This window comes from Bifidobacterium dolichotidis (assembly GCF_003951975.1).
Taxonomy (GTDB): domain Bacteria; phylum Actinomycetota; class Actinomycetes; order Actinomycetales; family Bifidobacteriaceae; genus Bifidobacterium; species Bifidobacterium dolichotidis.
Genome location: NZ_QXGM01000001.1, coordinates 601,799 through 623,167 on the forward strand (window position 1 = coordinate 601,799; position 21,369 = coordinate 623,167).

18 protein-coding genes are annotated in these 21,369 nt (G+C 49.5%); 13 read left to right on the forward strand and 5 right to left on the reverse strand.

The window, feature by feature from the left end:
- Window positions 1–3: 3 nt before the first annotated feature.
- Complete coding sequence (gene glgB, locus D2E26_RS02240) at window positions 4–2,259, reverse strand: 1,4-alpha-glucan branching protein GlgB (protein ID WP_125963054.1); 2,256 nt, start codon at window positions 2,257–2,259, stop codon at window positions 4–6.
- 169 nt (window positions 2,260–2,428) lie between these two features.
- Here glgB and D2E26_RS02245 point away from each other — a divergent pair, with 169 nt between their 5' ends.
- The 3 genes from D2E26_RS02245 to D2E26_RS02255 all read left to right on the forward strand — a co-directional run bounded on the left by D2E26_RS02245 (window position 2,429) and on the right by D2E26_RS02255 (window position 5,149).
- Window positions 2,429–3,025 carry a CarD family transcriptional regulator gene (locus D2E26_RS02245; RefSeq protein ID WP_125963055.1) on the forward strand — a complete coding sequence of 199 codons (597 nt, stop codon included), beginning with the start codon at window positions 2,429–2,431 and terminating at the stop codon, window positions 3,023–3,025.
- Entirely contained in the window at window positions 3,022–3,516 is a 495-nt protein-coding gene (gene ispF / locus D2E26_RS02250) for a 2-C-methyl-D-erythritol 2,4-cyclodiphosphate synthase (protein WP_206432054.1), read from the forward strand. Before D2E26_RS02245 ends, ispF begins: the two co-directional genes overlap by 4 nt.
- 379 nt (window positions 3,517–3,895) lie before the next feature.
- Entirely contained in the window at window positions 3,896–5,149 is a 1,254-nt protein-coding gene (locus D2E26_RS02255; protein ID WP_125963056.1) for a hypothetical protein, read from the forward strand.
- Window positions 5,150–5,282: 133 nt separating this feature from the next.
- On the opposite strand, the gene D2E26_RS02260 is transcribed toward D2E26_RS02255, so the two are convergent.
- The 3 genes from D2E26_RS02260 to D2E26_RS02270 all read right to left on the reverse strand — a co-directional run bounded on the left by D2E26_RS02260 (window position 5,283) and on the right by D2E26_RS02270 (window position 8,421).
- Window positions 5,283–6,101, reverse strand: a complete 819-nt coding sequence (locus D2E26_RS02260; RefSeq protein ID WP_125963388.1) for a metal ABC transporter permease — start codon at window positions 6,099–6,101, stop codon at window positions 5,283–5,285.
- Between the two features lie 8 nt (window positions 6,102–6,109).
- Window positions 6,110–7,147, reverse strand: coding sequence for an ABC transporter ATP-binding protein (locus D2E26_RS02265; protein WP_125963057.1), 1,038 nt, complete (start codon window positions 7,145–7,147; stop codon window positions 6,110–6,112).
- A gap of 236 nt (window positions 7,148–7,383) precedes the next feature.
- Window positions 7,384–8,421, reverse strand: a complete 1,038-nt coding sequence (locus D2E26_RS02270) for a metal ABC transporter solute-binding protein, Zn/Mn family (protein ID WP_125963058.1) — start codon at window positions 8,419–8,421, stop codon at window positions 7,384–7,386.
- Window positions 8,422–8,548: 127 nt separating this feature from the next.
- On the opposite strand from D2E26_RS02270, the gene D2E26_RS02275 reads away from it, so the two are divergent.
- From D2E26_RS02275 to D2E26_RS02285, 3 genes are all read left to right on the forward strand, one after another.
- On the forward strand, window positions 8,549–9,427 hold the full coding sequence (locus D2E26_RS02275; RefSeq protein WP_125963059.1) for a bifunctional methylenetetrahydrofolate dehydrogenase/methenyltetrahydrofolate cyclohydrolase: 879 nt from the start codon (window positions 8,549–8,551) through the stop codon (window positions 9,425–9,427).
- Window positions 9,428–9,620: 193 nt separating this feature from the next.
- Window positions 9,621–11,105, forward strand: a complete 1,485-nt coding sequence (gene rpsA, locus D2E26_RS02280; RefSeq protein ID WP_125963060.1) for a 30S ribosomal protein S1 — start codon at window positions 9,621–9,623, stop codon at window positions 11,103–11,105.
- Window positions 11,106–11,393: 288 nt separating this feature from the next.
- Window positions 11,394–11,684, forward strand: a complete 291-nt coding sequence (locus tag D2E26_RS02285; protein ID WP_125963061.1) for a hypothetical protein — start codon at window positions 11,394–11,396, stop codon at window positions 11,682–11,684.
- On the opposite strand, the gene D2E26_RS02290 is transcribed toward D2E26_RS02285, so the two are convergent.
- Window positions 11,654–12,601, reverse strand: coding sequence for a HipA domain-containing protein (locus tag D2E26_RS02290; RefSeq protein ID WP_125963062.1), 948 nt, complete (start codon window positions 12,599–12,601; stop codon window positions 11,654–11,656). The genes D2E26_RS02285 and D2E26_RS02290 overlap by 31 nt on opposite strands.
- A gap of 109 nt (window positions 12,602–12,710) precedes the next feature.
- On the opposite strand from D2E26_RS02290, the gene D2E26_RS02295 reads away from it, so the two are divergent.
- The 7 genes from D2E26_RS02295 to cysK all read left to right on the forward strand — a co-directional run bounded on the left by D2E26_RS02295 (window position 12,711) and on the right by cysK (window position 21,336).
- Window positions 12,711–13,280 carry a DNA-3-methyladenine glycosylase I gene (locus tag D2E26_RS02295; protein WP_125963063.1) on the forward strand — a complete coding sequence of 190 codons (570 nt, stop codon included), beginning with the start codon at window positions 12,711–12,713 and terminating at the stop codon, window positions 13,278–13,280.
- 54 nt (window positions 13,281–13,334) lie between these two features.
- On the forward strand, window positions 13,335–14,111 hold the full coding sequence (locus D2E26_RS02300) for a MerR family transcriptional regulator (RefSeq protein ID WP_125963064.1): 777 nt from the start codon (window positions 13,335–13,337) through the stop codon (window positions 14,109–14,111).
- Window positions 14,112–14,168: 57 nt separating this feature from the next.
- Entirely contained in the window at window positions 14,169–14,891 is a 723-nt protein-coding gene (gene coaE / locus D2E26_RS02305; RefSeq protein WP_241218832.1) for a dephospho-CoA kinase, read from the forward strand.
- 13 nt (window positions 14,892–14,904) lie between these two features.
- The gene (uvrB, locus tag D2E26_RS02310) at window positions 14,905–17,016 is read left to right on the forward strand and encodes an excinuclease ABC subunit UvrB (RefSeq protein ID WP_125963065.1); all 2,112 of its coding nucleotides are present in this window, start codon (window positions 14,905–14,907) and stop codon (window positions 17,014–17,016) included.
- 142 nt (window positions 17,017–17,158) lie between these two features.
- Window positions 17,159–18,199: a TerC family protein gene (locus D2E26_RS02315; RefSeq protein ID WP_125963066.1), complete on the forward strand. Its 1,041-nt coding sequence runs from the start codon at window positions 17,159–17,161 to the stop codon at window positions 18,197–18,199.
- Between the two features lie 508 nt (window positions 18,200–18,707).
- Entirely contained in the window at window positions 18,708–20,150 is a 1,443-nt protein-coding gene (pyk, locus tag D2E26_RS02320) for a pyruvate kinase (protein WP_125963067.1), read from the forward strand.
- A 259-nt stretch (window positions 20,151–20,409) separates the two neighbouring features.
- Window positions 20,410–21,336 carry a cysteine synthase A gene (cysK, locus tag D2E26_RS02325; protein WP_125963068.1) on the forward strand — a complete coding sequence of 309 codons (927 nt, stop codon included), beginning with the start codon at window positions 20,410–20,412 and terminating at the stop codon, window positions 21,334–21,336.
- Window positions 21,337–21,369 lie beyond the last annotated feature (33 nt).

The following is a 21,369-nucleotide window of genomic DNA, read 5'->3' on the forward strand; positions in this document are numbered from 1 at the left end:
TCCTTAATTTTCTGGTTTCAAGAATACAGCGCCCAAAGCTGGAACCTTGATGTTAGCTGAGAATTCCCTTGAATGATACGGACCGGCGTCTGCCACAATGTTTTCGTTGTGGATGTCAGAACCGCCATATTTCGCGTCATCCGTGGTTAAAACCTCAGTCCAACGACTACCCTGAGGAAGTGCAACTTGATAGTTGTCCCATGCGCTACCGGAGAAATTGACAACGACAACGACCTGTTCGCCGTCCTTACCAATACGCATGAAACTCAGCGTATTGTGGTCGCTATCGTCGCTCGTCAGCCACTGGAATCCGTCAGGAGTGAAGTCCTGACTCCAGAATGCTTCGTTCTCCTTGTAGAGCTTGTTCAGATCAGCAACCAGACGCTGAACACCCTTGTGGTCATCCCAGTTCAGGCTGTCCCACTCAATCTGGTTGTTGTAATCCCACTCAGCAAACTGTGCGATCTCGTTACCCATGAACGTCAGGTTCTTGCCTGGGTGAGCCCACTGGTATGCGAACAGTGCGCGTACTCCAGCAAACTTCTGCCAGTCATCGCCCGGCATCTTCGTGAACAGAGAGCCCTTGCCGTACACGACTTCATCGTGGCTGATAGGCAGCACGTAGTGCTCGGAGTAGGCATACACCATCGAGAACGTAATCTCATCGTGGTGCCAACGACGGTTAATAGGGGATTCCTTGAGGTACTCAAGGGTGTCGTGCATCCAGCCCATGTTCCACTTGAGTCCGTAGCCAAGTCCGCCGTTTGCAGTTGGCGCCGTCACTCCTGGGTAAGCCGTCGACTCTTCTGCAATCATCATGATTCCAGGATTATTTTTGTATGCCGTTGCATTGGCTTCCTGAATGAAGTTAATGGCTTCCAGATTCTCTCGGCCACCGAACTTATTAGGGCGCCACTGGCCATCCTTACGGCTGTAATCCAAGTACAGCATCGAGGAGACGGCGTCAACGCGCAGACCATCGACGTGGTATTCAGACAGCCAGTACAGAGCGTTAGCAACGAGGAAGTTGCGAACCTCATTACGGCCGAAGTTGAACACGTAGGTGCCCCAATCAGGGTGCTCACCACGCAGAGGATCTGGATCCTCGTACAGAGGTGTGCCGTCGAAGCGGCCTAATGCGAAGCCATCCTTAGGGAAGTGGGCAGGAACCCAATCCATAATGACGCCAATGCCTGCTTCGTGAGCCTTCTCAACCAGGTACTTGAACTGATCTGGCGTACCCAGACGAGAATCAACAGCATAGTAGCCCGTAACCTGGTAGCCCCAAGAGCCCAAGAATGGGTACTGGGCGAGTGGCATGAACTCAATGTGAGTGAAGCCCATTTCCTTAACATAAGGAATCAGCTTGTCTGCGAGCTCTTCGTAGTTATGGACGTCCTTACGCCACGAATTAGCGTTGACCTCGTAAATCGAAATAGCACCCTGATGTGGATCAGTCGATGCACGCTTCTTCATCCAAGCGTCATCGTTCCACTTGTGTGTCGATTCAACGACAACGGAGCCAGTACGAGGTGGAATCTCGTGCGAACGCTCCATAGGATCAGCCTTGAGCTCCCACTGACCGTAAGCGTTCAAGATCTTGTACTTGTACAGCATGCCGCTTTCGACACCTGGAATGAACAGTTCCCAGATACCGGTGGAACCGAGCGAACGCATAGCGTGACGGCGGCCATCCCAGCCGTTGAAGTCGCCAACGACCTGAATAGCATGAGCGTTTGGAGCCCACACCTTAAACGAAGTACCAACAACTGGCTTGCCCTTCGTGCCGTCCTGCGAACCCATTGGATCATCGAAGCGCATAACGTGGGCGCCCATGAGCTCCCACAGACGCTCGTGACGGCCTTCGCCGAACAGGTACATATCAATATCGCCAATGGTTGGCAGGTAACGATATGGCTCGTCTTCCACAATCGTGGTGTCGTCGCTGTACGTGGTACGCACACGGTAGTCAGGTACAGTGGCCTTGCATTTTGGACCGAGAGCAGCAGGCATAGTGGCCACAAAAATGCCATTGTGCTCGTGAATTGCTTCTACCTCGCCCTTTTGGGTAATGATGGTGACCGTCTTCGCGAATGGGCGCAGCACACGAATAGTGACTGAAGCAGGTTCAGTATTTTCGTTGATATGTGCACCAAGAATTTCGTGGGGGTTATAATATGCGCCATTACTCACTGCGTCGAGCTGGTCTGCATTGACCTCAATCGGGACTGCGGTTTTTGAGATATTTGGTGTATTCATGGCTACAGCATACGCATAATTCGGGGGCATTTGCCAACGTTTTCGGAAAATTCCTGCGAAAATACGAAAAACAACATAACTTCATTACATTTGACTGATAAAGACGTCGTATGCGGTCCAAGCTCTTTGGCATAATAGCTTGGGTTTATCGTCAATTCACGGAGGATACATGGGCTACAAAGTCGGCGATATGGTCGTCTATCCGCGTCACGGCGCGGCCAAAGTGGAGGCCATTACCGAACGCACGGTCAAAGGTGTAACGAGGGAATATTTGCAACTGTCCGTGCTCTCGTCAGACGGATTAGTCATCAACGTGCCAGTTGAGAACGCTAAGAAGGTTGGCGTTCGTGACATTGTTGATGCCCATGAAGTGGCAAAGGTTTTTGAGATTCTGCGTACGCCAATCATTGAAAAGGAAATGAATTGGTCGCGTCGTTACAAGCTCAATGTTGAGAAGCTTGCAACTGGTGATGTGAATAAGATCGCTGAAGTTGTGCGTGATCTGGCACAGCGCGATGTTGATGAGCATGGCCTGTCTGCAGGCGAGAAGCGCATGCTGACGAAGGCTCGTAGCGTGCTGACTTCCGAAATCGCATTGTCGGAAAAGCTTGATGAAGACGAAGCACAGCGTCTGCTTGATGTCAATCTGGGATATGCTGATCCACTGCCTGGTGATGACAAGCATCATACGTGCGCTCCTGATGAGCCAGCAGCGAATACGCTTGCTCGTCTGGAAGCTGAAGGCAAGGGCAAGAAACGTAAGTGAGTATGAACACTCAGCAAAGGGTGGGCACCGGTTTCGATGCCCACCGTTTTGTTTCTATAGACGATGGTCAACCAATGCACTTGGCTTGCATTGAAGATTGGCCTGGTCCTCGTATTGAGGGCGATTCTGATGGTGATATTGCAGTGCATGCACTTATTGATGCACTGTTAAGTGCCTCAGGTCTTGGTGATATTGGTTCAATGTTTGGCGTTGGCCATAATGCCAAAGGTGCAGGTATGACTGGCTCTTCGATGCTTACAGAAGTTAGAGAATTACTGCATGAGCATCACATTGAACCAATTAATGCCTCTATTTGCATAATTGGCAATAGGCCAAAGTTCAGCCCGCGTCGCTCCGAAGCACAACAGCGTATGAGTGATATCTTGGGTTGCCCAGTATCAATTACGGCAACAACTACTGATGGTATGGGCTTTACAGGTCAAGGTGAGGGCATAGCAGCCATTGCAAATTGCTTAGTACAGTTGCCATAACTCCTGATTAGCTGCTCGGTTATCGCACAGCGTCGTGCGATAACCATGCCCTAAAGTCCATCATGTGACGTCCTCAGATTATGCGGTGATCCTTTTCTTGTACCGTGAATAATACGGTTTGGAATTTCGTAAGGAATCCATGACGCATTTATACGATGTCTACTTATTACTTTGAGACAACCGATGAGTTACTAAGGATCGGCGAAGTTTACTGCGTTTTACGCCTGTACTGCTGATGCAAACCACAAGCTTGAAGCTGGTGGTATTGGGATCAGATGTGTAGGCAATCGGTATTTGGGGGCACCGATTGGACTCAGTATTACCGAAATCGATGAGTAGGTGAGAGGAAGGGAAAATTGTGAAACGTTCAAAGAAGATCATGGCTGCATTGACTGTGTGTTGTTTAGCAGCATTCTCCCTTTCTGCGTGTGGGAGTAAAGGTGTACCCTTCGAAAGCATCAATATCAGTGAATATAAATGGGCCCTGAACTATAACCCCGAAATAGAGTTAGGCCGAATATTTCCCCAAAAAGATGGATATACAATCCTGATTCGTGAAGATGGCACTTATGATGCAGTACATCATGACGGTATATATTTGGGAAAGATTCGGTGGACCAATAATGGTCTGTTTTATGTAGATCGACATAACGATTATTGGATGACCGAGCGGGGCAATATTAAAAATAGGCATCCACAGATGGATGAAAATTTGGATATTGTCACGTTAAATGACGGTACTAATGTTCCTCTGTATAATATCGGCGGCGATGATGCTTCTTATAGAATCGGTCTTTCTATATCAACGCCACAAGCAAGTAACTACGGTGAAATCCGGACTAAGCATGGTTCCAATGATGTGAATGCAGCATGTGGTACTAACGTTTACAGTGGCTATCCACGAGAAATAGAAGATGAAGAACATCAAGGTATTGGCCGTGAACGTGTTCTTGATCAAACTGTTAGTAATAAAACAATTCAGCAAAAAAATATTATTACGCAAGATACGATGCCTGCCTTCACCAACACCTCGGATGGAGCTCAAAATGCGCCATGTTTGAGTGAACACGAAGTTGTGTTCATAGCCCAAAAAGGATTTGATGATACGAATAAAATGCCATCTGCAGATGATCCAATATATCCATTGTTGCAGGCAGGACCATTCGGTCGCAAATATATGTATGGGATAGAAACGGTTGATACGCAGGAAAGTAAGACTGATTTTATTCCATTGATAGATAGTAATGGTCATGCTTGGCCAATGCACTCAGGGCATTTTGCTTTCTCTGATTCTGATAAAAATGCTATGACCGATGATCATCATTTATTGTGGGTGGATAATAATGCGAGGCTTCTCCGCACCGACATAAATTCAGGCGTAACCGAAGTGATCAATGATGATTTCCAGTGTGGCACTGTTGAAGATGAACAGCAACAATGCCAAGTCTATATGACAACAAATGCCTTGGAAATAAGCATGGTTATCAGCGATGATGACTCTTTATACAATAACGTCAAAATAGTCACGCTTGACAAGGCATCAGGGAAAACGAAGAAGGTTGTCAAACTTGAAGGTCTTGACGAGTTTTTGCCTGACAAGATGATGACCTTTGACATCGCTATGAAACCATAACGATATTCGTGGTTGCTTACTTTGTTGGCAACGTACAAAAATAAATAAAAAAACAGTGCCGAGCTCATTATTTTATGAAGCTCGGCACTGCTGTTGTATTGCTGATAACACTTAGAACGTTCAGAAGCTGAACTTAGTTGCGATTCTTCTCAACGACTTTGCAGATACCCCAAATAACAACCGAAATCGTAACAATAACGAAGCTTGGTGGGGCGGGGAACATGGTTGCAACCACAAGGCCACCCCAGATTGAGAACAGGCAGATGGCGGTGGCAACAACCATAGCGGCAAATGGTGAAGTCGTTAGCACGTTTGCAGAAGCGGCTGGAGTAATAACGAGCGCGAAAATCAGCAGCGTACCAACTGCAGGAACGGCAATCGTAATAACACCAGCAAGCACGGCCATAAACAGTACGTTGAGTAGACCAGTTGGAACGCCCTTAGCGCGAGCGACTGGCTCGTCAAGCGAGCTGAACAGTAATGGACGATAAATAAATGCCATAAGAATGACCAGCAGCACGTCGAACACGGCGAAACTAATAATTTGATCATCGGTAATCGTCAGAATCGAGCCGAACAGAATAGACTGCAGCTGCTGCGATGCCGACGAAGACATACGTGCGAAATACAGACCTAAACCAGTAGCAAAGGCGAGTACCGTACCCGTCGCAATTTCTCGCTGGGAGGCCTTCTTGCCAAGAGCGGCAATAACCAGAGCACCGCCAAGTGCAAAAACACCTAAGCCAAGTTCTACTGGCACACCCAACAGCACAGCACCCGTAGCGCCAGGTAGTGCAATATGAGCCAAAGCATGGGAGGCAAATGTGGACTTGCGCGCAATTGTGAAGTAACCCACAATGCCAGCGGCAAGCGAGATGAATAAGCCAGCGAGGAACGCATTCTGCATGAAGGCAGCGTTCAGCGTGGTCATCCAATCAGGATCATAAGTCATTGCAGAAGTCACTGTTCCTCCGATGCAGATGAGTGAGTCGATTGTGCTGTTGCGCATGCATCCATAGCAGCACTTGCGGTAGTTGCAGCTGGGGCGGCGCAGTGTGGTGTTGTTGCCTCAGTATGAGGTGCTGCAGCGTTATTCGTATCAGCGTGATCCTTATCAGCAGCGTGTGAGCCATTGTGCTCGTGGAAGTGCGTGACTTCGCGGACCGTATGAGTATCAGCCTCACCAGTATTCGTGCCGAAATGCAGATCTGATTCAGGAGTGACGAACATATCACCCTGAGGAGTTTGCACTACCTGAACCGTAGTTCCATACAAATGGGTGAGGAGCTTGGCATCAAGCACTTCGTTCACGCATGCATAGTGTGGATGGCCATCGAGTAGATAAATAGCGCCCGTAAGAATTGGAAGCAGCATATTTAGATCGTGTGCAACAACCTGAATCGTCATATGCAGTTCCTGGTTCAACTTGGCCAGAATATGCACCGTAGTGTGCTGGCTCTGCAAGTCGAGGTTAGCCAGAGGCTCGTCAAGCATAAGCAGCTTAGGCTCACTGACCAAAGCCTGTGCAATAGCCACGCGCTGGCGCATACCGCCAGACATCTGCGACAGACGCAAGTTAGCATCTTTAGCAATACCCACGTAATCAAGTGCTTCAAGTGCTTTGGCCTGCTGCTTCTTCGTAACTGGGTGGAAGCCAAAGCGGTTTCCAGTTAAACCCAGCAGCACAGACTGCAGAGCCGTTAAACTTGCATCGATTTCTGTGGTGTACGTCTGTGGCACATAACCGATCTGAGCATTTGCTTCTCCGGCTGGCTTACCAAGTACCGTAATGGAACCGCCCGAAAGTGGAATTAAACCGAGCTCAGCGTTCAACATCGTGGTTTTACCAGCGCCATTCGTACCAACAATTGCGGTAACAGAGCCAGTAGGAATCTCAAAAGTACCGTGATCCCAAACCGTTCGGTTGCCATGTTTGACCGCTGCGTCGCGAGCCACAATACATGGCTGCTCATCAGGAGAAGTCGTCGTTTTCGTCATGTCACCTTCTTAATAGCTCAATCAGCGTGGGTAACCCTTAAGTTTCAGCAATAACCGACTCTTAATGGTAGCGCGCATGATAAGCGTTCTCATGCAATACCTTTAAAAGTAATAGGTAGTCTGGTTATTTCATTGCAATTGTTCAGGTTATGGGTTTTGCAGCTATACAAAAAAACGAGGCCTCACAGTAGGTGAGACCTCGTTGATGTATTCATCTGCTCCGGTATTGAGCTGGATTACTCAGCATCCTCTTCGGAATTAATCAGATCATTCGTCTGTTTGACCAGCGACGAGATCCAGCCAGTCAGATCCTTCTGATCCTGAGGCATTTGCTCAGTGACCTTCAACACTGGAATAGGATCGCTACCAGTTGATGCAGCATCAACAATTTGATCAGTGGTGCTGCTTTCTTGCTGAGGATTAATCACAAGCAGCTTCACCTCGCGGTCCTTCAACAGAGTCTGGAACGACTTCAAATCAGAAGGAGCTGGTTCGGAGTCATTCTGCACAGCCTGCAGATAACCCTTTGGCGTTTCATCTTTAAATCCCATATCGCTCATCAGATAGGCGGCAATTGTTTCTGTTGCTGCATACGTCAGATCAGAGTGTTCCTTGCGGAACGTCTTCATCGTATTCTCGAGCTTCTTTTCGCTAGTCTTCCAAGCGTCATAGTTCTTCTCGAAGTTGCTCTTATCCTTTGGACGCAAGCGGCACAGCGTATCAAACAGTTCACGAGCCACCGAGCTACGTGCTTCATTCGAGAACCACAGATGAGGATTGTCGCCGTCAATGGCGCCAACTGTTTCTGCAGCAGAAATAGTGGAAGCATTCGATGGAATCCACTTCGTAGCCCAGTTGTCATAACCAGCACCATTCACGAGCACAACATTGGCCTTAGAAAGCTGGTTCAAATCTTTGCTTGTTGGCTCAAAATCGTGAGCATCAACATTTGTAGAAGACAAAATAGACGTGACCTTCACGTCGTCGCCGCCGATGCGCTCAGCAAGCGAACCCCACTGATTCAACGTAGCCACAATAGATACTGGACCAGTTGATGCACTTTGCACTGGAGATGGGGTATCTTTGGTGTCGGAAGTGAAAAAGCCACAGCCACCCAATGGTGCAAGCATGCAGAGGGCGGCCAGTAAGGCAAGCCATCGCGAAACATATGAACGAGCAACTTGGGTTGTACCAACGCGCTTGTTGGTGTGTGAAACATGGCGTTCCATACGATGCATAGCTAACGAAGCCTCCTCAGCGGTCCACCTCAACATAGGTGTTTCGTGGGTCGGACGTACCAGCAGCAGTTACGCTCACCAACGTGTAACAGCTACAGACACGAATGGATGCTTGTATTGGCACGTTTGCTGTGCGCCAACATGACCCCGTGAAAGGCATCCGATGGCAATCATACTCGACGGCAAATCCGTATCGTCTCAGATCAAGAAAGGGTTAGCCCAACGCGTGGCTGCTTTACGTGAACAGGGCGCCACTCCGGGATTGGCCACGGTGCTTGTAGGGGAGGACCCCGGATCACTGAAATATGTGGCCGGAAAACACCGCGATTGCGAAGAAGTAGGCATTGCTTCACTGCGTGTAGATCTTCCAGAAGATACAACACAAGAGCAGCTCATTGCAGCTATTGACGAGCTCAATGCTGACCCTCAATGCACTGGCATTATTGTGCAATTGCCACTGCCAAAGCATCTTGATGAACATGAGGCACTGTGCCGCGTGAATCCAGCTAAAGACGCCGACGGCTTGCACCCAACGAACTTAGGTGAGCTTGTGCTGCATATTGACGGCAAAGTCAGTGGACCAGAACCATGCACACCGCGTGGCGTGCTCGCTTTGCTTAACGCTTATAACATCGATTTAGCTGGTAAAGAAGTTTGCGTTATCGGACGCGGCATCACGATCGGTCGAACGATTGGCCTGATGCTCACGAGTCGTGCCGTCAATGCCACAGTGACGCTGTGTCACACAGGTACCAGTGATGTGCATGCACTCATGCGTCGCGCTGACGTTATTGTGGCTGCTTGCGGCCAAGCAGGCTATGTCAAACCAGACGACATTAAAGATGGGGCAGTGCTTGTAGACGTTGGTGTCTCTCGTGTATGGGTTGAAGCCGAAGGACGCTATCGCGTGAAAGGTGATATTGATCCAGCTTGTTATGACAAGTGCTCGGCATACACACCTAACCCAGGCGGCATTGGACCAATGACTCGCGTCATGTTGCTTGACAACGTTGTTCGTGCCGCAGAGCAGCAGCTGCAGTAAGCAAAATCAGGGGTTTGCAGTCCTGATAATCCGCTGCAAATTCCAAGGTTTCGAGACACGACACGCCCGAAATTTGGCTTTGATATTTAGGTAGAGCACCCAGTAGAATGGCCCACTGTATGCGCGAATTGCGCCTACATTCATAACTGAATATCGACATTATCCATCTACTAGTTGCAAGAAACCACATTTCATGGCAGAGAACAATAAGGGAGTCGAAAAGGTCGCCATTAACGATATTGGCACCGTTGAAGACTTCATCAAGGCAGTCGATTCCACCATCAAGAACTTTGACGATGGTGATCTCGTCGAGGGCCAGGTCGTCAAGGTTGATCACGACGAAGTCCTGCTCGACATCGGCTACAAGACTGAAGGTGTAATTCCTTCCCGTGAGCTTTCCATCAAGAAGGACGTCGATCCTGATGATGTCGTCAAGGTTGGCGACACCATTGAAGCCTTGGTTGTTACCAAGGAAGATAAGGAAGGTCGTCTGATTCTGTCTAAGAAGCGTGCACAGTACGAGCGCGCTTGGGGCGACATTGAGAAGATTAAGGAAGACGATGGTGTTGTCGAAGGCACCGTCATCGAAGCTGTCAAGGGCGGCCTCATTGTCGACATCGGTCTGCGCGGCTTCCTGCCAGCATCCCTGGTTGAGATGCGTCGTGTGCGCGACCTGTCCCCATACATCGGCCAGAAGATCAAGGCTAAGATCCTCGAGCTCGACAAGAACCGCAACAACGTGGTCCTGTCCCGTCGTCAGTACCTTGAGGAGACCCAGTCTGAGGTCCGCGAGACGTTCCTGTCTCAGCTCAAGAAGGGCCAGATCCGTGAAGGCGTTGTGTCCTCCATCGTTAACTTCGGCGCATTCGTCGATCTCGGTGGTGTTGACGGCCTGATCCACGTTTCCGAGCTTTCTTGGAAGCACATCGATCACCCATCCGAGGTTGTCAAGGTTGGCGACAAGGTCACCGTCGAGGTTCTCGATGTCGATCTCGATCGCGAGCGTATCTCGCTGTCGCTCAAGGCAACGCAGGAAGATCCATGGCAGCGCTTCGCACGTACCCACGTGCCAGGCCAGATCGTCCGTGGCAAGGTCACGAAGATCGTGCAGTTCGGTGTCTTCATCTCCGTCGAAGACGGTATTGAAGGCCTCGTGCACATCTCCGAGCTGGCTAACCGCCACGTCGAGAACCCTGAGACCGTTGTCAAGCCAGGCGAAGAAGTGTTCGTCAAGGTCATCGACGTTGATCTCGATCGTCGTCGTATCTCCCTGTCGCTCAAGCAGGCTAACGACTCGGTGGATCCTAACTCTGAAGACTTCGATCCAGCTCTGTACGGCATGCCAGCAGAGTACGACGAAGAGGGCAACTACAAGTACCCAGAAGGCTTCGATCCAAACACCAACGAGTGGATCGCTGGTTACGAGAAGCAGCGTGAGGAGTGGGAGTCGCAGTACGCGGCTGCTCACGACCTGTGGGAGCAGCACAAGGCATTCGTTGCCAAGGAGCTCGAGAACGCTGAAGCATCCGCAGCTGAGGATGGTCAGAACACTGCCGCTAAGCAGGAGCCAGTCGAAGAGGCTTCGAACTACTCTTCCGACAACACCTCCAACGGCACGCTGGCTGATTCCGATCAGCTCGCTGCACTGCGCGAGCAGCTGCTCTCCGAGAAGAAGTGAGTTTGTTCTAGCTTGCTGATTCTCTAGGAGAACGCTAAGAAGGTCCGCATCTTGCGAAAGGTGCGGGCCTTTTTTATATATTCTTATTTCTCAACAGCCACGGCTTACTTTTATCCCGGTTATGGGTATACCAGTCGTAGAACGATCAACCGATATAACGGTTTCCTGATTCTTGCTACAGTGCTGCTATCAGTGTTCTGCAGTGACCAGTGTGGCATGAAGCACAAGCGTGCAATGTGACCACCACAACATTGACAGCACTGATAGTGAGGAGAAGGAGCACGAGGCATGAAATATGCACTATCCATTATTGGCTTTGTTTGCGAAGTGGTTGCTGTAATACTGCTGTTTTTACCAGTGAATCCTTTTATGAGTGCCGTATTTGCTACAGCTGGTTCAGCAGCAATGTTGCCAATTATTCTTATGGATATCAAAGCCACGAGTAAGTTCAAGAATGCAGGCGTGACGGATCTTACTGACGATGACATTCAGCAAATACGTCAAATGCGCATCGATAATCCAGGACTCTCATTGGCCGATGCATTCACTCAGTATGTATCGATTAAATCCGCAGAGTGATGCTGTTTCCAAGCTGGAACAAGCACACGGTTCAATCGATACTCTAATACGGCGGTTTGGAACCTCCGATATGCATCGGTTATAACCGGTACGCCCAAACTTGTTGTAGGAATACTCTGCATAACCTGTTGGAACGTATCTGAATCGTATCGTTCAATAAAACGATCAAGCGCAGCAATGCAATCAGTATTATCGGTGCCCGTAATATATTGCAAAGCTTGAATCGGCGCGCCAGCATCCGTCGTATATACCGACTTCACATCTAAGGCTTCTTGTTTAATAGCCTGATCATCATTGGCAATCTGATCTATTGCGTCCAGTGATTGTTGATATGAGAACGAACAGGCATTGCCATATACGGGAGCAAGCGAAAACGTACCGTTGCTATGTGCCAGTAGGCCCCAATTCATGTTGTTTCTCTTGGTGTTATGCGTGAAGGCATCAATAACAAACATGTCCCAAAACCTATGACGCACTTCAGGCATATCCATGAACTGTGGAATATGATGCAGTGCTGCAATAACATCGGTGAGTACTACGCCCGATCCATATGATGGGCGCTCTACAAATACTTCGAGCGTATCACTCAATGTATTACGAAGCTTTTTAAATTCAATAAGATGCTCGCCAGTTGTCGCAACATCCTTGCATGCACAAACAACGCGGCCATCACGGAGCCCTAGAACTGTGTCTTGTACTGCTATGCCGAGTTGCCGATACAGATGTGAACTCAGAAATTCGGAAAGTGGGGCAGTAGTATAGTGCTGATCTGGCTTGGTTCCTTTATGTGAGGCAAGAGCAGGGTATTGTAACGCCCAATAGTTGGTATGCCATTGAATGCCAACCTTGCGGCCAACAGTTCCATAATAAAATCGGTCTGATTGTGGAACCGATTCAAAATCAACTAACCAAGCCATATCTATCCTCGCTACTACCAGTGTACGGAGTGCAGAACTGTGCAGCTGAAATAAATATTGCTATGCGTATGAATTGCCTATACGAGTTGTGCTGATTAAGGTACCAACTATGCAGACGCACAATAAGCGCATACAACGGTGTAGCTGGGTACAACTTGATGATCCACTTATGGTGGCATACCACGATACCGAGTGGTGCAAGCCACACCACGATGCACACTATGAGTTTGAGATGCTCATACTCGAAATGTTTCAAGCAGGACTTTCGTGGCAAACGATTCTGCGTAAACGCGAGGCATTCCAGGATGCGTTTGCTGATTTTGATGTTAATGAGGTAGTTCAGTTCACTGATGCTGAGATTGACCGATTGATGCAGAATACAGCAATAATCCGCAATCGACGCAAAATAACTGCGGGCATAATCAATGCTCACGTTGTGCAACAGATCGAATCTGAACCAGGTGGATTTGATCATTACCTATGGTCATTTACCAATGACAAAGTTGTTCACCAACCATGGCAGCTTGCACAGTCAGCATTATCTGAACGAGTTTCCAAAGATATGCGCAAACGTGGTATGAAATTCGTTGGGCCCGTTATTGTGCAGTCATTTCTTCAAGCAGTTGGCATCATTAATGCCCACGAAAAGGGATGTATTTTTTCCTTCGACATGCCGTAAATTTGCTTGTGACGCTACGTAATACGGCAAAGTACAGCGTGAAAGGAGATAGTCGTGGCATCAATAGCAGATACACCTGAACCTCAAGACTCAGCCATCCCAACAGACATGGCTGAACAAACCTTCTCAACAGGACAGATTGCAAAACATTGCGGCGTAACTGTTCGCACCGTACAGTATTACGATCGTCAAGGATTGCTCGAACCAAGTGGTCAAAACCAAACTGGTCGACGCCAATATACGTACGATGATGTGCGCAAATTGGAATACATTTTGTTACTCAAACAAGCAGGACTATCTCTTGCAGCAATTCGCACTGTTATGCAAAGTCCGTACCAAACGCGCATGCTCATAGATTTGCTTGCTGATGCACAGACCACGTTGAAACAAGAGATTCAGGAACGTAAGCATAAACTCACGGCAATCCGTGAACTCGACAATGATGTACAACTGCACGGTCGCATGACATTGCAGTCTCCAGAAGATATGGAAACAACGATGAACAATAGGAAAGCAGCGAAGCGTTTTATTATACGAATGGTTATTTGGTCAGTTATTGCTGATGTACTTTGGGTCGGTACATTAGTTTGGGCTATTCTCACGGGACTCTGGTGGATTTTTATTATTGGATTTGCACTCGCAGCAGTTATAGCTGGTGTGGCAGTGAAGCGTTACTACGGCCACGTTTCCTACTGGGATCCGGCTTCCGAACAAGAATTTAAGCCACCATTCTGGCAGTGGTTCTTTGCTATGCATACACCACATACACGAAAGCTCCGTGCTCCTGGTGCTCAGGAGAAAACATGGTGCGTTGAGCATTTTCACGCATAAGCAAAATCCCTGAACAAACACTGTTCTGGGTCACGGTTCGCGGCTACGCTTTTTGGCATGATAAGAATTGCACTCACGGGAGGCATTGCTGCCGGCAAAAGTACAGTGTCTCGCTATCTTGCCCAACTTGGTTTTGGCGTTATTGACTATGACGAAATAACGCACGAACTGCAGCAGGCAGGATCCTTTGCAATCGAGCCGTTGCGTAACGCTTTTGGCAACGAAGTTATTAATGCTGAAGGTGCCGTGAACCGTAAAGCTTTAGCTGCACAAGTATTTGGCGATGATGCCATGAGTAAAGCAGCATTACAACAACTGGATAGCATTATGCATCCGCTTATTGAGCAACTCGTAGCCGAGCGCGAGCAGGCTATTGTCGAGCATTGGCAAGAGCACGAGCTTCCTCAATACGCTTCGCACAGCAGTGCTGTGGTTGTACACGATATCCCGCTCTATACAGAAGTTCATCAAACAATTCCACTAACGTTCGATCACGTCGTCACTGTTGAAGCGCCAGAAGAGCAGCGTATTCAACGCATGATTCAGACGCGAGATATGACACGCGAGCAAGCGGAAGCGCGCATCGCAAACCAAGCGACGCAAGCACAACGAGAAGCGCTCGCAGACGAAGTTATTGACGGCAGTGTTACAAAAGAGCAGATGTACGAGGCTGTAGATGAGTTAATGCAGCAGTGGCTCACAGCGGATGAAGTTGTCGCAGAGAACGTACAGAACGAACGTAATGCACAGCAGACGTCATCCAATCAGAAGCACGAGTAAGCAGGGGAGCAGCATGGGATTTAATATTGAGCGCACGAACAAACCATTCGTTGTCAAGTCGCCGTACAAGCCATCGGGCGACCAGCCACAGGCCATTGAAGAACTTGCCACGCGCATTGAAAACGGTGAGAACGACGTTGTGCTTATGGGTGCAACAGGCACTGGTAAAACGGCAACAACAGCCTGGCTCGTTGAACGATTACAGCGACCAACGCTGATTATTGAGCCAAACAAGACGCTGGCAGCACAGTTGTGCGCCGAGTTCCGCGAGCTCATGCCAGATAACGCGGTCAGCTACTTCGTCAGCTATTACGACTACTACCAGCCAGAAGCCTATATTCCGCAGACCGATACATATATTGAAAAAGACTCGAATATTAACGATGACGTTGAGCGCTTGCGTCACGCAGCTACAGCAAACCTGCTGACGCGACGTGACGTAGTGGTGGTCGCAACAGTGTCGTGTATTTATGGCTTGGGTACTCCAGAGGAGTATGCAGGCCGCATGCTGCTGCTCAAAGTGGGTCAGCAGATTGAGCGCGATGACTTGCTGCGTACATTCGTCAGCATGCAGTACAAGCGCAACGATATTGCGTTTACGCGCGGTACATTCCGTGTGCGTGGCGATACGGTTGAGATTATTCCTGTGTACGAGGAACTGGCTGTGCGCATTGAATTCTTCGGTGATGAAATCGATCGCATTACGATGCTGCACCCACTGACGGGTGACGTGATTGGCGAGCAGGATTCGGTACATATTTTCCCTGCATCGCACTATGTGGCCGGTCCAGAACGCATGGAGCGTGCACTCAAGTCGATTCAGCAGGAGCTCGACGAGCGCGTCGCCGAATTACACAAGCAGGGCAAAGAGCTTGAAGCACAACGTTTGAGCATGCGAACCACGTACGATTTGGAGATGCTTTCGCAGGTCGGCGTCTGCTCGGGCGTTGAGAACTACTCGCGTCACTTTGACGGCCGCGCACCAGGCACGCCACCACATACGCTGCTCGACTTCTTCCCAGACGACTTCCTGCTCGTTATTGATGAGTCGCACGTTACAGTGCCGCAGATTGGTGCTATGTACGAAGGCGACGCCAGCCGTAAGCGTACGCTCGTAGAGCATGGCTTCCGCCTGCCATCGGCTATGGATAATCGTCCACTTAAGTGGCCTGAGTTCCTCGACCGCGTGGGCCAGACTGTCTATCTTTCGGCAACGCCAGGTGAGTATGAGCTTGGTCTATCTGATGGCGTTGTCGAACAGATTATTCGTCCTACAGGCTTGGTTGATCCAAAAATCGACGTGCGTCCTGTTGATGGTCAGATTGATGACTTGCTTGCTGAAATCAAGGACCGCGTGGCCCGCGGTGAGCGCTCGCTCGTGACGACGCTGACGAAGAAGATGGCTGAGGACTTGACTGACTACCTGCTTGAGCGCGGTATTAAAGTTGAGTATCTGCATTCTGACGTTGATACGTTGCGTCGCGTTGAGCTGTTGCGTGAGCTGCGTGAGGGCAAAATCGACGTTATTGTCGGCATTAATTTGCTGCGCGAGGGTTTGGATCTTCCTGAAGTTTCGTTGGTGGCTATTTTGGATGCTGATAAAGAGGGATTCCTGCGTTCCTATCGCTCGCTCATTCAGACCATCGGACGTGCAGCACGTAACGTATCGGGCACTGTCATCATGTATGCCGATGAGATCACTGATGCTATGGACAAGGCAATTAGTGAGACGAACCGTCGTCGTGAGATCCAGATGAAGTACAACGAAGAGCACGGTATTGATCCAAAGCCGTTGATTAAGAAGATTTCTGACGTCAACGACATGCTTGCTAAAGAGGATGTGGATACGCAGGAGCTGCTGGCTGGCGGCTACCGCAATGCAAATAAGGCTGGTAACTCGCATCTAGGTGTACCAACTGCTGATGCAGATGAAGCTGCACGTCGCCATGAAGAACTCTTAAAGGCTGGTTTGCCTGCACAAGATTTGGCATCGCTGATTCGTCAGTTGTCTGATCAAATGCACACGGCTGCCGAGCAGTTGCAATTCGAGCTTGCGGCACGTCTACGCGACGAAATCCGCGACTTGAAGAAGGAATTGCGCCAGATGACCGAGGCTAATAAGTAGTGCAATTTGCACTAATGGTGACTCGCTGCTGAATTCGACGCGGCCCGCGGAACTGTGACATAAATCGTGGATTTATTGTGTGAGTATTACGCGGGCCGCCTTAGTTTGTTGTTTGGTCATCTCAGTTCCGTATGCTGAGAGTATGTCGGAAACTCCCATGCTGTTTATGCTGATCACCTATGTGGTGCTCGCAATCTTCTTTATTGTTGATTTATTTGTTATTGGACGTAGGCCACACGTACCTTCCACACGTGAATGTGTGCAGCACATTGTGTTCTTTGTGGCTATGGCATTAATATTTGCCGGATTGATGTGGTGGGTTGCCGGCTCACAACCATCAATTGAATTCTTGTCTGGATGGCTCACCGAATACTCGTTGAGCATTGACAACTTGTTTGTGTTCGTCATTATTATGGCGAACTTCTCGGTGCCAAAAGAACTGCAGAAATATGTGCTGTCTATTGGTATTACGATTGCACTCGTGCTGCGCGGCGTCTTCATTCTGATCGGTGCAGCTATTGTTGAACGCTTCACCTGGGTCTTCTTCCTGTTCGGCGCATTCCTGCTGTACACGGCAGTTAAGGTTGCTCGTGGTGAAGATGATGAAGAAGAGTTCCACGAGAACATTCTGATTCGTACGCTGCGCAAGGTCACGCACGTGACGAACGATTATGAGGGTCGTCATCTGCGTGTCAAGAAGAACGGTATGAAGTTCTGGACGCCAATGCTGATTGTGTTCATCACCATCGGTACGACTGATTTGATGTTTGCCTTCGATTCGATTCCAGCAATCTTTGGTCTGACTAAGGATCCATTCATTGTGTTCACGGCTAACGTGTTCGCACTGCTGGGCCTGCAGCAGCTGTACTTCCTGCTCGGCTCTTTGCTTGACAAGCTTGTATACCTGCCACTGGGTCTGTCCGTGGTGTTGGGCTTCATCGGCGTCAAGCTCATTATGGAAGCACTGCACGGCAATACGCTGCCATTCATTAACGATGGTCATCACATCACCTGGGTTCCAGAAATCCCAACGTGGCTGTCGCTTGTCGTCATCGTCGTCTGCATTGGTGGCGCTGCTTTGGCAAGTGTGCTGCGTATGCATGCAGATAAGCGCAACGGCAAGGGCAACGGCCCAAAGATCGATACGAAGAACGTTGAAGTTGCTGAAGCTAAGGAACAGTGAAATCCACGGCTTGTGAGCATCACGACAATCACTCAGAGGACAGCAAATAAGTAGTCCTCACACGTAAGAGCCATCTACCGCTACGGTAGGTGGCTCTTTTATTTTGACAACGTTTGTGGTGGAGCATAGTGCCGTATCCGTATTGCAACGCTAGGGAAGTGTGCGGGCGTTTTATGCTTGCGCTACTAGGGCTTTCCCATTGATTAGCTAATGGACATTGCTTGCTCGATAGGTGTGATAATCAGAAGAATTACTAAATTTATGCTGAATTACTGTAAACGTTTTCTGAAAACGGTAGACCAAGAATCGTTATTGATGGCAGATGCTTGCAATATCAGGGAAATTCTTTTGTTTTGAGCTTGCTCAGGGGTGCTAAAAATGGAGTATGTTAGCGCTAACATACATTGATGAAAATATGGCTTTTAGGGGAGAACTCTGCGTTACAGTGGGCATTAGCTGTTACGTCATAAGGCGTAACGAAGAAATAGAGAAAAGGTAAGGCATAGGCATGCGTAAAGCAAAGATCGTAGATACTATCGGCCCAGCTACCGAAGATTACGAGAACCTGAAGAAGCTTGTTGAAGCCGGCATGGACGTGGCTCGTCTGAACCGCTCCCACGGAACCCCTGAAGATCACCTCCGTGTTTACAACAACGTTCGCAAGGCATCCAAGGAGACGGGTCGTAACGTTGCAGTCCTCGTCGATCTGCAGGGTCCAAAGATTCGTTGCGGTTGGTTCAAGAAGAACGCTGAGGGTGAAGATAAGGTCCAGCTCAAGGCTGGTCAGGAATTCATCATCACGACCGATGACATTGAGGGCGACGAGCACATCACGTCCTGCACGTTCAAGGGTCTGCCAGGCGATTGCCATGCAGGCGATCCTATCCTGATCGACGACGGTAAGGTCCGCCTTGAGGTGACGCGCGTTGAAGGTAACAACGTGCACACGAAGGTTATCGTGGCTGGCCCAGTGTCGAGCCACAAGGGCATCAACCTCCCAGGCGTTGCTGTGTCGCTGCCTGCTCTGACCGAGAAGGATGAGGCTGATCTGCGTTGGGCAATCAAGACGGGCGCTGACATCATCGCTATGTCGTTCGTCCGCTTCGCTTCCGACATCGATCGCGCACACGAGATCATGGACGAAGAAGGCCGCCGCATTCCAGTCGTCGCAAAGATCGAGAAGCCACAGGCTGTTGAGAACCTCGAAGACATCGTTAAGACCTTCGACGGCATCATGGTTGCTCGTGGTGATATGGCTGTTGAGATGCCATTCGAAGAGGTCCCACTGGTTACGAAGCGCTGCATCGAGTACTCCCGCCAGTACGCAAAGCCAGTCATCGTGGCAACCGAAGTCCTCGGCTCCATGGTGCACTCGCCAGTTCCAACCCGTGCAGAGGCATCTGACTGCGCTAACGCAGTGCTCGATGGTACCGACGCAACGATGACCTCGAACGAGACCGCTGTTGGCGATTACCCAGACACCGCTGTGAACACGATGTCCCGTATCTCGGGCTACGCAACCGAGCACGGCTTCGATCGTATTCCAGAGCTCAAGAACCTCGATATGTCGAGCACGGGCGCTGTGTCTTCTGCAGCAGTTGATCTCGCTGAGAAGCTCAACGCTAAGGCAATCGTGGCTTACACGCAGACCGGTTCCACCGTGCACCGCGTGTCCCGCGAGCGTCCTGCAACGCCTATCTACGGTCTGACGACGCTTGAGCACACCTACCACTGGCTCGCACTGAGCTGGGGCACCGAGGCAATCCTGCTCAAGCAGGACTACCACGATATGTCCCGTAAGTCGCTGATGATCTTCACTGATAAGATCCTGCGCGATGCAGGCAAGGTCGACAACGGCGACAAGATCGTCGTGCTGAGCTCCGCACAGGGTGAGCACCAGCCAGGTCGTACTGATTCGATCTACGTCCACACCGTCGGTGCTTGCGACTGATTGTAAGCAGTAAATAAACTGTTATAACGGCTCTATTCCCGGAAAATATTTCCGAATAGAGCCGTTATTTATTTCTCGCTCAGCGTTATTTTGAAGGTTTTGGAACAAGTTGGGTTTGCTGTATGTTGATTGCAGTAAGAGGAAGTAGGAGGTAGCCATCGTGCAGATTCGTCGATGTCGGTATTACAAGAGCCTTATGGCGTAACACTCAACCCCTAGATTCACCAAACTTTTTTCAACTTACATAAGGAACTTTTTTATGAATATCGCAACTTCAGTAGATCAGCTCGTTGGCCACACTCCACTTATGGAGATGAAGCACATTGAGCAGGATCAGCACGTTGATGCACATCTGCTCGCTAAGCTCGAATACTTCAACCCAGCAGGCTCGGTGAAGGACCGCGTCGCCCTGAGCATGATCAACACTGCTGAAAAGGACGGTAGCCTCAAGCCAGGTGGCACGATTATTGAAGCAACCTCCGGCAATACGGGTATTGGTCTGGCAAGCATCGGTACTTCCCGTGGTTACCACGTCATCATCGTGATGCCAGAGACGATGAGCGAAGAGCGTCGTCGTCTGATGAAGGCATACGGTGCTGAGCTCGTGCTGACCCCAGGTGCTGAAGGCATGAAGGGCGCAATTGCTAAGGCAGAAGAGCTGCATAAGACGACTGAAGGCAGCATCGTAGCAAGCCAGTTCACGAACATGGCTAATGTTGCAGCACATAAGACGACCACTGGTCCAGAGATCTGGGCAGACACCGATGGTCACGTTGATTACCTCGTTGCAGGTGTTGGTACCGGTGGTACGATCACCGGCATTGGTGAGTACCTCAAGCAGCAGAACCCAGATATTAAGGTTGTGGCTGTTGAGCCAGAAACTTCGCCAGTGCTGAGCGAAGGCCACGGTGGTAAGCACGGTATTCAGGGTATTGGTGCAGGCTTCGTGCCAGAGATTCTTGATACTCACATCTATGACGAAGTGATGCGCGTCACTGATGAGGATGCATTCGAAACCGGTCGCCTGATCGGTCGCGAAGAAGGCGTACTCGTTGGTATTTCTTCTGGTGCAGCTATGTGGGCTGCAATGCAAATTGGTAAGCGTCCAGAAGCTCAGGGTAAGAACATTGTAGTGATTCTGCCTGATTCGGGTGATCGTTACCTGTCGACAGCTATGTTTGCCTGATAAACCGCCCCCGTTACAGTAGCCTGTGCAAAG

Coding starts and splice junctions, on each gene's coding strand:
- glgB (WP_125963054.1), bottom strand. CDS start 2,259: ATGAATACACCAAATATCTCAAAAACCGCAGTCCCGATTGAGGTCAAT.
- D2E26_RS02245 (WP_125963055.1), top strand. CDS start 2,429: ATGGGCTACAAAGTCGGCGATATGGTCGTCTATCCGCGTCACGGCGCG.
- D2E26_RS02255 (WP_125963056.1), top strand. CDS start 3,896: ATGGCTGCATTGACTGTGTGTTGTTTAGCAGCATTCTCCCTTTCTGCG.
- D2E26_RS02260 (WP_125963388.1), bottom strand. CDS start 6,101: ATGACTTATGATCCTGATTGGATGACCACGCTGAACGCTGCCTTCATG.
- D2E26_RS02265 (WP_125963057.1), bottom strand. CDS start 7,147: ATGACGAAAACGACGACTTCTCCTGATGAGCAGCCATGTATTGTGGCT.
- D2E26_RS02270 (WP_125963058.1), bottom strand. CDS start 8,421: ATGTTGAGGTGGACCGCTGAGGAGGCTTCGTTAGCTATGCATCGTATG.
- D2E26_RS02275 (WP_125963059.1), top strand. CDS start 8,549: ATGGCAATCATACTCGACGGCAAATCCGTATCGTCTCAGATCAAGAAA.
- rpsA (WP_125963060.1), top strand. CDS start 9,621: ATGGCAGAGAACAATAAGGGAGTCGAAAAGGTCGCCATTAACGATATT.
- D2E26_RS02285 (WP_125963061.1), top strand. CDS start 11,394: ATGAAATATGCACTATCCATTATTGGCTTTGTTTGCGAAGTGGTTGCT.
- D2E26_RS02290 (WP_125963062.1), bottom strand. CDS start 12,601: ATGGCTTGGTTAGTTGATTTTGAATCGGTTCCACAATCAGACCGATTT.
- D2E26_RS02295 (WP_125963063.1), top strand. CDS start 12,711: ATGCAGACGCACAATAAGCGCATACAACGGTGTAGCTGGGTACAACTT.
- coaE (WP_241218832.1), top strand. CDS start 14,169: ATGATAAGAATTGCACTCACGGGAGGCATTGCTGCCGGCAAAAGTACA.
- uvrB (WP_125963065.1), top strand. CDS start 14,905: ATGGGATTTAATATTGAGCGCACGAACAAACCATTCGTTGTCAAGTCG.
- D2E26_RS02315 (WP_125963066.1), top strand. CDS start 17,159: ATGTCGGAAACTCCCATGCTGTTTATGCTGATCACCTATGTGGTGCTC.
- pyk (WP_125963067.1), top strand. CDS start 18,708: ATGCGTAAAGCAAAGATCGTAGATACTATCGGCCCAGCTACCGAAGAT.
- cysK (WP_125963068.1), top strand. CDS start 20,410: ATGAATATCGCAACTTCAGTAGATCAGCTCGTTGGCCACACTCCACTT.